The 13,806-nt window shown below is 41.6% G+C and carries 14 protein-coding genes; 12 read left to right on the top strand and 2 right to left on the bottom strand.

Translation table 11 applies throughout. The annotated features are described in order from the left end of the window. Positions 1–49: 49 nt before the first annotated feature. Both LCL91_RS13430 and LCL91_RS13425 read left to right on the top strand, forming a co-directional pair. A complete protein-coding gene (locus LCL91_RS13430) occupies positions 50–1,639 on the top strand; it encodes a BCCT family transporter (protein ID WP_224883086.1) in 1,590 nt (529 codons plus the stop codon). 134 nt (positions 1,640–1,773) lie between these two features. Further along, positions 1,774–2,127 (top strand): hypothetical protein, encoded by a 354-nt coding sequence (locus LCL91_RS13425; protein WP_224883085.1) that lies wholly within the window; start codon positions 1,774–1,776, stop codon positions 2,125–2,127. Between the two features lie 68 nt (positions 2,128–2,195). Here the strand turns inward: LCL91_RS13425 and LCL91_RS13420 are convergent, their stop codons facing one another. Then, complete coding sequence (locus tag LCL91_RS13420) at positions 2,196–3,005, bottom strand: ZIP family metal transporter (protein ID WP_098442420.1); 810 nt, start codon at positions 3,003–3,005, stop codon at positions 2,196–2,198. Positions 3,006–3,184: 179 nt separating this feature from the next. Next, a complete protein-coding gene (locus LCL91_RS13415) occupies positions 3,185–3,757 on the bottom strand; it encodes a thioredoxin family protein (protein WP_224883084.1) in 573 nt (190 codons plus the stop codon). 160 nt (positions 3,758–3,917) lie between these two features. Here LCL91_RS13415 and LCL91_RS13410 point away from each other — a divergent pair, with 160 nt between their 5' ends. From LCL91_RS13410 to LCL91_RS13365, 10 genes are all read left to right on the top strand, one after another. Beyond that, positions 3,918–4,475, top strand: a complete 558-nt coding sequence (locus LCL91_RS13410; protein ID WP_224883083.1) for a tyrosine-type recombinase/integrase — start codon at positions 3,918–3,920, stop codon at positions 4,473–4,475. Positions 4,476–4,490: 15 nt separating this feature from the next. Beyond that, positions 4,491–5,963: a potassium/proton antiporter gene (locus LCL91_RS13405; protein WP_224883082.1), complete on the top strand. Its 1,473-nt coding sequence runs from the start codon at positions 4,491–4,493 to the stop codon at positions 5,961–5,963. 157 nt (positions 5,964–6,120) lie between these two features. Further along, complete coding sequence (gene nei / locus LCL91_RS13400; RefSeq protein ID WP_224883080.1) at positions 6,121–6,942, top strand: endonuclease VIII; 822 nt, start codon at positions 6,121–6,123, stop codon at positions 6,940–6,942. Between the two features lie 78 nt (positions 6,943–7,020). Next, on the top strand, positions 7,021–8,010 hold the full coding sequence (locus tag LCL91_RS13395) for a LacI family DNA-binding transcriptional regulator (protein ID WP_160920263.1): 990 nt from the start codon (positions 7,021–7,023) through the stop codon (positions 8,008–8,010). Further along, positions 8,003–8,893 carry a ribokinase gene (rbsK, locus tag LCL91_RS13390; RefSeq protein ID WP_224883078.1) on the top strand — a complete coding sequence of 297 codons (891 nt, stop codon included), beginning with the start codon at positions 8,003–8,005 and terminating at the stop codon, positions 8,891–8,893. The genes LCL91_RS13395 and rbsK overlap by 8 nt, the downstream gene beginning before the upstream one ends. Further along, positions 8,890–9,282 carry a D-ribose pyranase gene (gene rbsD, locus LCL91_RS13385; protein WP_224883075.1) on the top strand — a complete coding sequence of 131 codons (393 nt, stop codon included), beginning with the start codon at positions 8,890–8,892 and terminating at the stop codon, positions 9,280–9,282. Before rbsK ends, rbsD begins: the two co-directional genes overlap by 4 nt. Before the next feature lie 14 nt (positions 9,283–9,296). Then, positions 9,297–10,787 (top strand): sugar ABC transporter ATP-binding protein, encoded by a 1,491-nt coding sequence (locus LCL91_RS13380; RefSeq protein ID WP_224883073.1) that lies wholly within the window; start codon positions 9,297–9,299, stop codon positions 10,785–10,787. Further along, a complete protein-coding gene (gene rbsC / locus LCL91_RS13375; protein WP_159781366.1) occupies positions 10,780–11,733 on the top strand; it encodes a ribose ABC transporter permease RbsC in 954 nt (317 codons plus the stop codon). Before LCL91_RS13380 ends, rbsC begins: the two co-directional genes overlap by 8 nt. 10 nt (positions 11,734–11,743) lie before the next feature. Continuing rightward, a complete protein-coding gene (gene rbsB, locus LCL91_RS13370; protein ID WP_224883071.1) occupies positions 11,744–12,667 on the top strand; it encodes a ribose ABC transporter substrate-binding protein RbsB in 924 nt (307 codons plus the stop codon). A 106-nt stretch (positions 12,668–12,773) separates the two neighbouring features. Next, positions 12,774–13,793 carry a phosphotransferase enzyme family protein gene (locus tag LCL91_RS13365; RefSeq protein ID WP_224883070.1) on the top strand — a complete coding sequence of 340 codons (1,020 nt, stop codon included), beginning with the start codon at positions 12,774–12,776 and terminating at the stop codon, positions 13,791–13,793. Positions 13,794–13,806: the final 13 nt, after the last annotated feature.

Genomic DNA, 13,806 nt, shown 5'->3' with positions numbered 1-13,806 from the left:
TTGATTGAGAGTTGATGAAATATGACTTTCAATCTGAAAGGAGAGGTGTATGAAAGAAAAGAAACATCAAAAAGGAAATTCAGTATTTTGGATATCGGGCTTAGTCATATTCGTGCTCGTCATATGGGGAGCTCTTGTTCCTCAATCCTTCTCATCTGTCGCAAGTTCAGTCTATTCATTTACAACAAATGCATTTGGCTGGTTTTATTTATTGGCCGTTATTTTCTTTGTGCTGTTTTGTTTCTATCTTGCGATTAGTAAGTATGGAAAAATTCGCTTAGGTGATGATGGGGAGAAACCAGAATATCCCTTTTTTACGTGGGTTGGTATGTTGTTTAGTGCAGGTTTTGGGGTTGGTCTTGTCTTCTGGGGTATCGCAGAACCGATGACGCATTTCGCAAACCCTCCAACTGGTTTTGGGGTAGAAGGTGAGACGGAGCAAGCAGCAAAGCTTGCGATGCGGTATTCATTTTTCCATTGGGGCATTCACCAGTGGTCTGTATTTACAGTTGTCGGTCTTGTGATGGCTTATTTCCAGTATCGAAAAGGTCGCAGAAGTTTGATCAGTGAAACAATTTCAAGTGGCTCGAATGCGAATAAAAAATCATCATGGAAAAAAGTGATCAATATCCTTGCTGTTATTGCAACCGTAATGGGTGTAGCCACATCGCTTGGCTTTGGCATCTTGCAGATTAACGGCGGATTAGATTATATGTATGGACTTCCTCAAAATGGTATGGTTCAAATCGCTATTACTGCCATTCTTTTTCTCTTATATATGGCTTCTTCGACAACGGGATTAAACAAAGGCATCAAGTATTTGAGTAATTTAAACCTGGCACTTGCCCTTCTACTGATGCTGTTTATTCTATTTCTTGGGCCAACGGTATTTATTCTTGAAAGCTTTACGCTTGCGCTAGGAGGATACATTCAGAAGTTTATTGAGATGAGCTTCTTTATGACGCCATATCAAGGAGGGTCATGGGTAAAGGAATGGACCGTTTTCTATTGGGCGTGGGTCATTGCGTGGTCACCTTTTATTGGCGCTTTCGTTGCTCGCGTTTCAAAAGGACGAACCATTCGTGAGATGATTTTTGGCGTATTGATTGTTCCTCCATTCATTGCGATGGTATGGATAGCCGTATTTGGTGGAGCGGCTTTTCATTTGGACTTGTTTCAAGGGACAGCCATTGCAGACGCTGTAAATAATGATGTAACCAGTGCTTTATTTGTGACATTAGAGCAATTTCCACTCACTCAAGTGCTATCCATCTTGTCACTGTTTCTAATCTGTGTTTTTCTTGTTACTTCCGCTGATTCAGCTACGTTTGTTCTCGGGATGATGACCTCAGATGGTGACTTAAATCCTTCTCTTTTCTCAAAGCTTGTATGGGGCACGTTGATTGCCGCCATTACCGCGGTCTTAATTATTAGTAGCGGTCTACAGGGGCTTCAGACGGCTTCCCTTGTGGCAGCTTTACCATTTACGGTGATCTTACTCATCATGTGCGTGAACCTTTTTAAATCGCTACGAAAAGAAGTAAGAGTAGCAAATAGGAAGCGAGAGCAAACATTATTGAAAAAAGTAGCTGAAGCAACGAAAGAGAAGAAAGAACATCGAAAAAAACAATCTTCTTAACAAGTTATTCAATAGAAAAGTTTTTTTCATGTATCTATCTTGTCTCTTATTCTTGTAGACTAGTAGTAAGGGTATGCTTGAAAATAGTGAGATAGAGTTAATTTCACGAAGTTGTGAAAGAAAGAGGATTGAGAATGTCAGACATATTATGGATTACGTATCTTGGAATACTAGGAGCCCCAGCGATAGGGTTTTTATTAAAAGGGAAATATAAAACAATAGCGATGAAAGTTGATTTTGTCGTCTCATGTATGACATGGACTGGTTTATTTGGATATGTAACGAGTATAAGCATCGGACCAACTCTACTATGGAAAATTGTTTTCGTCGTCGGAATCGTGTGGGATCTCCTATTTGTGATTTATATCGACCAAAGTGATGAAGCAATTGAGGGATTGAGTGAGAAAACAGTGAAAGCGACAACAGTTGTATTCTCGATTTTGATGCTCCTACCACTATATTACGGGCTCTTTCGCTATGCTTTTTAAAACGAATCTTAATTGTGTGTAGAATGAAAAAGGCGCGTCCCGCTGGGAACGCGCCTTTCGTATGCGGGCTAGCCAAGTGCTACATCGAGAACCATCATGACGGAAAAACCGATCATAAGTGACATGGAAGCAATTTGAACATTCCCTTTCTCTTGAGAACCAGGAATGATTTCTTTTGCTACTACAAAAATCATCGCACCAGCTGCAAAGCTCAGCGCATACGGTAAGAGGGGTTGAATGTAAATGACAGCAAGTGCCCCAACAACAGCTGAAATAGGCTCAACCACTCCTGATAGCTGTCCGTAGAAAAAGCTTTTCGCTTTAGACATACCGTCACCTCGAAGTGGTACAGAGACGGCGGTACCTTCAGGAATGTTTTGAATTCCAATTCCGATCGCAAGTGCAATTGCACCGGCAAGTGTTGAGCTCGAAAACTCTGCAGCTACGGCACCGAATGCGACACCAATTGCAAGACCTTCAGGAATGTTGTGCATCGTAATGGAGAAAACAAGCATGGCGGTACGGTGTTTTGCTTTTTTATCTTTAATGTCTTTAAAATACAAATCTTCATTAATATGTGGCAAGATACGATCAACGAGAAGAAGGAAAAACCCTCCTAATAGAAAACCAACAACTGCCGGAATATACCCCGGTACTCCCTGTTGTTCAGCCATCTCTATCCCAGGGCTAAGCAGGGACCAAAAGCTTGCTGCGATCATAACGCCTCCCGCAAATGCAAGCATGCCATCAAAGACTTTTTGATTAACAGTTCTTGTGAAAAATACAAATGATGCCCCAAGTGCAGTGGCGCCCCATGTAAACATCGTAAAAAGGAATGCCTGTGAGACAGGGCTTAATCCAACAATCCAATCACCCATGAGTAAACTCTCCTTCTAAGAATCCATCTATACTTTCCTATCATCATATTTTTTGCCTTTAGGAAAAATCTATACACTCAAGTCTAATCCGACTGTTGGTAACTGTCAACATTCGTGAATCATAGGAAGTGTTTTATAATCAATTTAAAAAGCCCGGCAAATGTGCCGGGCTTTGTACATTATTTAGTAACGGTAACCGATTGACTTAGCATAGCTAGCATGTCGTCCTTGATGTGCTTCCACATGTCATGATCCGTTGTAAATCGTTCAGTGGTTTCACTAATAAATGAGAGGAATGCCTTCTTAAAATTTGGATCGCCCTTTGGTGGAAGAGATTGTTTTGCGCGATCCACATACGCTTGTACTTCTGGAGCACGAGGCCCCCACTTTCCAACTTCGCGTCCTTCTGAATCAACCAATACAATAATCGGAATCGATCTCGCTGTTCCATTTGTTAAATATTGATCCATCAGTTCAAGGTGATTGTCACGAATAAAATAGGCACTTTCAATTAAGGCTTCATTAGCCATACGCATAAAAATAGGGAGGTTAACCATTGCATCACCGCACCAGTCTGCTGTTAGGACAAGAGCACGGAGCTTTTCAGATTGAAGAGAATGAAGAAATTCAAGGTCATCTTTTTCGAGAGTAACATGATTATAAATGGTTAATAAATCTTCTCGATGTTCGTCCATACTATGAATGTATTGTTGCATGGACATGCCCCTATCAAACCAATTTGTTAGTTCCATTAATGGCCCTCCTTTATTCGAATTCTTCCATAATTAATTATACTACGAAAAAGCCTGGAAATCCTTTTTATCATAGAATAGCCTTTACGTGTGAATGCATAACAATAGTGACATAACCTAGTCTATGATATAATTGAGTCACATAAAGGACGTGATAAGAGTGAATTCTGTTGGAGCGATTCAAAGTACAAAACAGATTGAGATATTAAAGAAAGCCTTAATAAAGCGATCAAAGCGCGATTATTTACTGTTTATTTTCAGTATTAATACGGGACTTCGTTTAACCCCACTGTTGCACCTCACTCTCAATCATGTGATGAAGGATGGATCGTACAATGAATTCTTAGAATCTTCTATTACCGAAACAACAGATATCTACCTCAATTCAGAAGTGAAACGCGCTCTTAAGCTTTATGTGAATGAGCATTCTTCAAATGATAACTTCTACCTTTTTCATACGAAAAAAGATCCTTCTCATCCAATTACAAGACAGCAGGTTCATCGCATTTTATCTCAAGCGGGAAAAGATGTCGGACTTGAGCATCCAATCAGCTTTCATAGTTTAAGAAAAACGTTTGGTTATCATGCGTTTCAACAGGGAGTAGCTGTGTCTCTCATACAGAAAATTTATGGACATGCGACGAGAAGTGAAACACTAAAATATATCGGTATAAATTCTGAGCAAATTCCGAAACTGAAGATTGATGTACATTTATAGAAGGGAGGAAGATCAATGGATACGAATGCAGTAATCTTATTTAGCGCCATCTTTTTAATTGGTGGAGTCCTGATGGCCAAATTTTCTTCCCGGTTAGGTGTCCCCGCACTTGTCTTGTTTATTATCGTGGGAATGATTACAGGAAGCGATGGACTCGGATATATTTATTTTGATAATGCTTCACTTACACAGTCACTTGGTATATTAGCTCTCGTGCTGATCTTGTTTGATGGTGGCTTACAAACAGAATGGCGTCGTACGAAAGCCGTTCTTCCTATTTCATTATCTCTCGCAACAGTAGGCGTTCTTATTACTTCAGGGTTATTTGGTGTTGCTGCCAAAATGATTTTGGATGTGAATTGGAATGAAGCGCTACTCTTAGGTGCGATTGTAGGTTCAACAGATGCAGCGGCGGTCTTTGCAGTTTTGAAAGGGAAGAACATTAAGCGGAAGTTGCAATCGACTCTTGAAGCAGAGTCAGGCTCGAATGATCCGATGGCTATGTTTTTAACGCTTACGTTATTACAGCTTGCTATTGGCGAGACTGCCTTTGGTGCATCCGTCATCCTGTCGTTCTTCTGGCAAATGGGCGCTGGACTGTTGCTAGGTGTCTTGTTTGGCTACGCGGCCTCATGGGCGATGAAGAATATCGAGTTAGGTTCAAACGGGTTATACCCTGTCTTTTCCATTGCGATTGCCTTAATTACATATAGCGCAACAGATTTAGTCAATGCAAGCGGACTGCTTGCTGTGTATGCTGCTGCCCTTGTACTTGGTAATACGAAAAGTCTTCCATATGGTCAAACGATTTTTCGCTTCCATGATGGGATCGCCTGGATGATGCAAATCTTAATGTTTATTATGCTAGGTCTCCTTGTTAATCCTTCTGAACTATTCTCAACCTGGATTGTCTTAAAAGGGCTAGCTCTCTCGTTTATTTTGATTGTGATCGCACGTCCAATTGCTGTTTTTCTCTCAAGTATCCCGTTTAAGTTCACACTTAAAGAAAAAACTTTTCTTTCTTGGGCCGGATTACGAGGGGCGGTGCCAATTGTGTTAGCGACTTTCCCGCTGTTAGAAGGACTAGAAAATAGCCAGCTTTTCTTTAACCTCATTTTCTTTATTGTTCTCACTTCTGCCCTTGTACAAGGAGCTACTATTCCTTTTATAGGGAAAAAATTAGGGCTAACTGGCCCTGAAGTTCATGTGCCTTCTCATTCATTAGAACTCGTATCATCCACTACGGTTAACGCCGAGATGATTCCTTACACCATTAGGCCATCTTCTAAATTAATTGGCAAAGAGTTATCCGATATATCATTTCCAGATAAAGTGCTCGTTAGTGCAATTATTCGTCGAGATGAATTGATCGCACCTTCTGGAGATACGAAAATAAAAGTGCATGATGTACTCTATATTCTTGTTGAAAATCAAAAGAAATCAGAGCTTGAAAAGGTACTCGGGATCCGAAAGACAATCGGTGGATAACCAAAAAGTTTTGAAAGAGGGGCTCTGCACTGCAGAGCCCCTTCGTTTGTCTTCGTTTGTTTCATTCACATGAAGTTAGGGAAAATCCCCCTAAATCATTAGTATCATTTATGCAACTAAACGATTATCTAACAATGAAGAAAGAAGGTCATCAATCATGCCTGAAGGTCCTGAAATTAGAAGAGCTGCAGACAATGTAGAAAAAGCATTACAAAAAGGACGCGTGATGGACGTTTTCTTTGCTTTTGAACAGCTAAAAGGATATGAATCTCTCTTAAGCGGGGCAGAGGTAACAAGGGTAGATACGAAAGGAAAGGCGATGCTGATTCGATTTGATAATGGGTATACGATCTACTCGCATAATCAGCTCTATGGGAAATGGGTGATACGGAACGCATACAATTATCCAAAAACAAATCGTCAGCTACGTCTAGCCCTTCATAATGAGAAGAAGTCTGCCCTTTTATATAGCGCCTCTGATATTGAAGTGCTTCGCGATGAAGAAGTGCCTCTCCACCCTTTTATTGCGAAAGTGGGACCTGATTTACTGAGTGAAGAAGTAAGTGCGGAACAATTGAAGGAGCGCTTTGAATCAAAAGCTTTCCATAAGAAAAAGTGGACGTCCCTTTTGCTAGATCAGTCTTTTATTGGTGGTATTGGTAACTATTTAAGAAGTGAAATTCTCTTTCTAGCAGGTATTCATCCGGATTTACGTCCAATTGATTGCTCAGAGCGGCAGTTAACGAAAGCGGCTGAAGCTACCGTGAAACTCGTTCATCAATCCTATGAACATAACGGAATTACAAATGATCTTGAGTTAGCGATGAAGCTTAAGGAGAAAGGACAAAAACGCCCTCAATATAGACATTGGGTTTTTAACCGAGAAGGGGAAGCGTGCCGAATCGATGGGACAGAAATTCAAAAAATGAAAGCTGGATCAAGAAGGTTGTATTTTTGTCCAACGTGTCAGGCGAGGTAAGAAAAAAACTTGAAAACGCATTCAAAGGTGTGGTAAGTTATCTGTAACCGGTTACACAAAGGCGAAGGAGTGAAGCACATGGCTACAATTCGAGACGTAGCAGAACAAGCGGGAGTATCTGTTGCGACCGTTTCTCGTGTTCTAAATGATAATGGTTATGTAGGTGTCGAAACGAGAAAACGCGTGATGGGTGCGATCAAAAGTTTGAACTACAGTCCAAATGAAGTAGCGCGCTCACTCTATAAGCGAGAATCAAGGTTAATCGGACTTCTTCTTCCTGATATCACGAATCCTTTTTTTCCTCAGTTAGCTCGTGGTATTGAGGATGAGGTTAACCGTGCTGGATTCAGGTTGTTACTTGGGAACAGTGATGAAGAGGCAACGAAAGAATTAGAGTACATTCAAACCTTTTTACAAAATCAAGTTGTTGGCCTTATTTCAGCAACAAATAATACAGATAACGAGAATTATACAAATCTTGATTTGCCCGTTGTCTTTCTAGATCGTGTGTCAAAACAACATCCTTCTGTTTATGCTGATGGAATTGAAGGCGGACGACTGGCAGCGAAAGCGTTAGTTGAGAGAGGGTCAAAAAGAATTACACTGATTAAAGGACCTGGACATGTAAAGCCAGCGATGGATCGATTCCAAGGAGCACTCGCTGAATTAAGTGCAGCGGAAGTTGATTTTTCGGTTCTCTCCACTTCCTCTTATGCATTTGATGATGCACGCAAAAGGGCTGAAGAGCTTTTTGAAAAGCATTCTGATACGGATGGAGTGATTGCAAGTAACGATATTGTAGCAATCGCCATTTTACATGAGGCACTTCGTCTGGGAAGAAGGATTCCGGAGGACTTACAGCTGATTGGTTACGATGATATCCCGTTTAGTAGTTTGTCCTATCCTTCTTTATCAACGATCAGGCAACCTGCTTATGAAATGGGGAAGGAAGCAGCAAAGTTACTCATTCGAATGATTCGAAAAGAAAAAGAAATTGATCAGACGATTCAATTGCCAGTTACGCTAATTGAACGAAATACGACAAGAAAGGTTGATCCTAATGCGTAAAGCGAAAATAGCTGTTATCGGAAGCTCCTCAATGGACCTTGTAGTAACTTCCAAGAAACGTCCAGGAGCTGGAGAAACGGTACTAGGAGAATCATTTAAAACCGTCCCTGGCGGCAAAGGGGCAAATCAAGCAGTTGCAGCGGCAAGGCTTGGTGCAGAAGTGCATATGATTGGCTGTGTCGGTGACGATCATTACGGCGAGGCGATCCTACGAAACTTTAAAAACAATGGTGTTAAAACCGACCATGTGGAACCGGTTACAGGAGTTGAAAGCGGAACAGCTCACATCATTCTTGCAGAGGGCGATAACAGTATTGTGGTTGTTAAAGGAGCGAATGATTACATCACGCCTTCTTATATTAAAAAGAAGGCTGAACTCATTGAAAGTTGCGACCTAGTCATGATTCAGCAAGAAATACCGGAAGAAACGGTAGCGTTTGTAGCTGAGTTATGTCAGAAAGTGAATGTGCCATTGTTACTTAACCCGGCGCCGGCAAGACCCATCTCACAACAGGTGATTGATTTCGCTACGTATATGACCCCTAATGAACATGAGGCAGACGTTTTATTTAATGGGCAATCAATGGCTGAGTCATTAAGAATGTATCCTGAAAAGGTATTTATTACGGAAGGCGCAGCAGGTGTACGTTATTTCAATGGGCAGGAGGAAGTGTTGATTCCCTCATTTAAAGTAGAAGCCATTGATACAACCGGGGCAGGAGATACGTTTAATGCTGCATTTGGTACAGCAATTGCCGAAGGAAAAACGCTAGCGGATAGCATAACTTTTGGTAATCGCGCTGCTTCGCTTTCTGTTACTGGTTTTGGGGCACAGGGTGGCATGCCGACTCGTGAAGAAGTGGAAAGGATGCTAGCAGAATGAAAAGAAGAGGAATGTTAAATAGCCATATTTCTAAAGTTCTTGCAGATCTCGGGCACACCGATCAGATTGTTATCGCAGATGCTGGTCTCCCCGTTCCAGCTGGTGTCCCGAAAATTGATCTCGCTTTACGTCCGGGGCTACCAGCATTTCGTGATGTGGTGAGTGAACTTCTTCAAGAGATGGTTGTTGAGCGTGTGACGCTTGCGTATGAAATTGAAGGTAACCAAAAGGTGCATGATTGGCTAAAGCAGGAGCTTCAAGAAACGGAACGGAATTATGTCGACCATGAAGCATTTAAAGAGCAAACGAGGCAGGCGAAAGTTGTCATCCGTACAGGTGAAACGACGCCCTATGCCAATTGCATTCTTCATTCAGGAGTAATCTTTTAAACGAGGTGAACAGCATGCAAATTAGCATGAGAGACATTCATAAAGCATTTGGAGCGAACAAAGTGCTTGAAGGCGTGAACATCGACATTCAAGATGCCGAAGTTCATGCCCTTATGGGAGAAAATGGGGCGGGAAAGTCAACGCTCATGAACATTCTAACTGGTCTTCATAAGAAAGATAATGGCACAATTGTGATTGATGGAAAGGAACGGGTTTTTGATAATCCGAAAGAAGCCGAAGAAAATGGTGTCGCTTTTATTCATCAAGAGCTAAATATCTGGCCTGAGTTAACGGTATTAGAGAATTTATTCATCAATAAGGAACCGGTTACATCTTTTGGTCTTATTCATACGAAAAAAATGAAAGCGATTGCGAATGAGCAGTTTAAGAAACTAGCCATCTCCATTCCTCTTCATCAGGAAGCAGGAAAATGCTCCGTTGGACAGCAGCAGATGATTGAAATTGCAAAGGCATTAATGACTGATGCGAAAGTGATTATTATGGATGAGCCCACGGCAGCGCTGACGGAACGTGAGATTCAAACTCTGTTCCAGGTGATTCGCTCGTTAAAGAAAAGCGGCGTTTCCATTGTCTACATTTCGCATCGTATGGAAGAGATCTTCACGATCTGTGACAGCATTACCGTCATGCGAGATGGAAAAACAGTTGATACAAAGGCGATTCCAGAGACGGATTTTGATGAAGTTGTTCGAAAAATGGTTGGTCGAGAATTAACTGATCGCTTTCCTGAACGTTCTCCAAAGCCTGGTGAAACGATGTTAGAAGTCAAAGGCCTCGCTAGAAAAGGCGTGTTTGAGAATGTCAATTTCTCAGTAAGGTCCGGTGAAGTCGTTGGGGTTTCAGGGTTAATGGGCGCTGGTCGAACAGAAGTCATGCGGACGATTTTTGGGCTGGATGGAAAATATACAGGCGATATATTTATTAATGGCAAAAAAGTAGTCATTAAAAATCCTTCTCAGGCTGTCCAACTAGGGCTTGGTTTTATTACAGAAGATCGAAAAGAAGAGGGACTTGTGCTCGATTTCTCACTGAAAGATAATATCGCGTTACCGAGTCTTTATAGCTTTGCTCCGAAAGGCTTAATCAATGAAAAAAGCGAGATGGACTTTGTTGAGCTCCTCATAAAACGGCTAACGATTAAAACCGAGTCTGCTCGAACAAGTGCTAAAAACCTTTCTGGAGGTAATCAACAAAAGGTGGTTATCGCTAAATGGATTGGGATTGGACCGAAAGTCTTGATTTTAGATGAACCTACACGCGGTGTTGACGTGGGGGCGAAACGTGAAATTTATCAATTAATGAATGAGTTAACGGATCGCGGGGTTGCAATTATCATGGTTTCCTCAGAGCTACCGGAAGTACTTGGCATGAGTGATCGAATTCTAGTTTTCCGTGAAGGTCATTTGACCGGTGAGGTATCCAAGAAGGAAGCAACGCAAGAGAAAATAATGACGCTGGCAACAGGAGGTCAAGAAGATGAATAATGCGATGAAAACAAATCATGTTGGGAATGTGATGCAAAAGCTAGGGCCACTATTAGGTTTACTCGTTCTTGTTGCAACCGTTTCCATTTTAAATCCAAGTTTTTTAGAACCACTTAATTTATTGAATTTACTTCGACAAGTGGCAATTAATGCGCTTATTGCTTACGGAATGACATTTGTTATTTTAACAGGCGGAATTGATTTATCGGTTGGTTCGATTTTAGCACTCTCAAGTGCATTAATGGCTGGCATGATGGTTTCAGGAATTGACCCGATTCTAGCGATACTCATAGGTTCTTTGCTAGGAGCTGTCATGGGTATGGTGAATGGCCTGTTGATTACGAAAGGAAAAATGGCTCCGTTTATCGCAACGCTTGCAACGATGACGTTATTCCGAGGGTTAACGCTCGTCTATACAGATGGGAATCCGATTACAGGGCTTGGCGATAGCTATGCTTTTCAGCTTTTCGGAAGAGGCTATTTCCTTGGTATTCCAGTTCCGGCGATCACGATGTTACTATCATTCGCTGTTCTCTGGGTGATTCTGCATAAAACACCGTTCGGTCGTAAAACGTATGCCATCGGTGGAAATGAGAAAGCGGCACTTATTTCTGGTATTAAAGTGAATCGCATGAAAGTGATGATTTATTCGCTAGCTGGACTACTTTCAGCTTTAGCAGGAGCAATTCTAACGTCAAGATTGAATTCAGCACAACCCACTGCAGGAACATCGTACGAGCTAGATGCAATCGCGGCAGTTGTTCTTGGCGGAACAAGCCTTTCCGGAGGTCGAGGTTTAATTATTGGAACATTAATCGGTGCACTGATTATTGGTACGTTAAATAACGGTTTAAATCTGCTCGGCGTATCTTCTTTCTTCCAGATGGTCGTCAAAGGTGTTGTTATTATCATTGCCGTGTTGATTGACCGTAAAAAAGCAGCTTAGGAGGATTTCTATGAAAAAGTTATTGCCATTCCTGCTCAGTTTGTCACTGCTTGTGCTTGGAGCGTGTTCGCTTCAGCCGCCTGAATGGGCAAAGCCGAGTCAGGAGACAGATATAGAGGATATTAAAATTGGTTTATCCGTTTCAACGTTAAATAATCCCTTTTTCGTATCGATGAAAGATGGGGTAGAAGCTGAAGCGAAAGAAAAAGGCATGGACATTGTTGTCGTAGATGCGCAAAATGATGCGGCAAAACAAATTAGCGATGTTGAAGACCTGATTCAGCAGGGTGTTGATGTATTATTGATCAATCCAACTGATTCAGCAGCGATTTCGACGGCGGTTCAATCAGCGAATAGCCTGGGTATTCCAGTCGTTACGCTTGACCGCTCTGCAGAGAAAGGTGATGTAGCCACTCTTGTTTCTTCGGATAATGAAAAAGGCGGAGAAATGGCTGGCGAGTTTTTAGTTGAGCAGTTAGGAGAAGGGGCAAAAATAGCTGAGCTTGAAGGAGTACCAGGTGCATCGGCTACTCGTGAACGCGGGAAAGGGTTCCACAACATTGCCGATGAAAAGCTCGATGTTGTTGCAAAACAGACGGCGAATTTCGATCGTACAGAAGGCTTAAACACGATGGAAAACTTGCTTCAAGGTAATCCGGATATCGAAGCGGTATTTGCCCACAATGACGAGATGGCGCTTGGAGCTCTCCAGGCTATTCAAAGTTCGGGGAAAGACATTCTCGTTGTTGGATTCGATGGAAATGAAGATGCGATTAATAGTATTCAAGATGGAAAGCTATCAGCGACTGTTGCACAGCAACCTGAACAAATCGGTTCACTCGCTGTTCAGGCAGGTGTTGATGTATTAAAAGGAAACGAAGTTGATGAAACAATTCCGGTTCCATTAAAGCTAGTCACAGAAGAAACAAAGTAAGATAAAACGCTCCCACTTCTGGGAGTGTTTTTTCGTTTAAAAGGAAATGAAAGAGATAAGTCGAATTTAATGGTAGTAGAAAAGAAGGAAGAAGGAGGATGTGGAGATGGAACCCTGGATTGAAGCAATGTTCTCCGAAACGTATGTGGATGAAGCGATTGATCGATTTGGTATTCAAGTATCGAATATAAGAAAGCTAGGCGACTTTGAAAACTATGTTTATGAAGTTAAAGAAAATGAAAGGACATGGATCCTTCGTTTCACACATAGCTCTCACCGTGCTCTTGAAGAAATAAAATCCGAACTCCTGTGGGTCAATCAATTAAGCGGTGAAGGCGTTCATGTGGCACGCGCCTATCCTTCTATAAAGAATGAAATGGTAGAACTACTTTTAACAGAGAAGGGGACGTTTTATGCTTGTTTATTTGAAAGGGTGCCTGGAAATGCGATTAAAGTAAATGACGACTTGTTTGGACCTGCTTTATTCGAAGCATGGGGAAAAGAGATTGGGAAGATGCACCGTTTTTCGATGAAGAACAAGGTTTCATTCATGCGAGCGAGATGGGATGAAGGTGACTTGCTTCAGTTCGACCGGTATCTCTCCAAACCTGAAGATGCAAGAATCATAATTGAAGGGAAAAGACTGATCGAAGAAATCCAGACGTTTCATGAAACAGGAAATACGTTTGGTCTCATTCACTCCGATGTCCATCACGGAAACTTTCATTATGATGGTAATGCGATACATCTATTTGATTTCGACGATGCGATGTATCATTATTATGTAAGTGATATTGCGATTCCTGTCTATTATGCGGTTTGGCAAAAATGTGGAACCGCCTCTTTTACAGAACGCTCAAGCTTTGCTACAGCGTTTTTGCGTTCCTTTTTGAAAGGGTATCGAGAAGAAGTAAATGTCTCTTATGAGTGGCTTAAAACGCTTCCTTATTTTATTCGATTAAGAGATTTTGAACTCTATACTGTATTTCATAAAAAATACGATGTGACTAAGATGAATCCAAAAGAGAAAGCCATGTTAAACGCCATCCGTGAACGATTGATTCACTCTGAATTAATTGCAGAGCCTGCATTAGAGGATCGAGAGAAGTGGATTGAAAGCACGTAACGATGTTTTCCAA

Origin of the sequence: Guptibacillus hwajinpoensis (assembly GCF_020171785.1) — a bacterium.
GTDB classification, from domain to species: domain Bacteria; phylum Bacillota; class Bacilli; order Bacillales; family Guptibacillaceae; genus Guptibacillus; species Guptibacillus sedimenti.
Note: the sequence above shows the minus strand (reverse complement) of the source record. Positions and strands in the feature narration are given on the sequence as shown.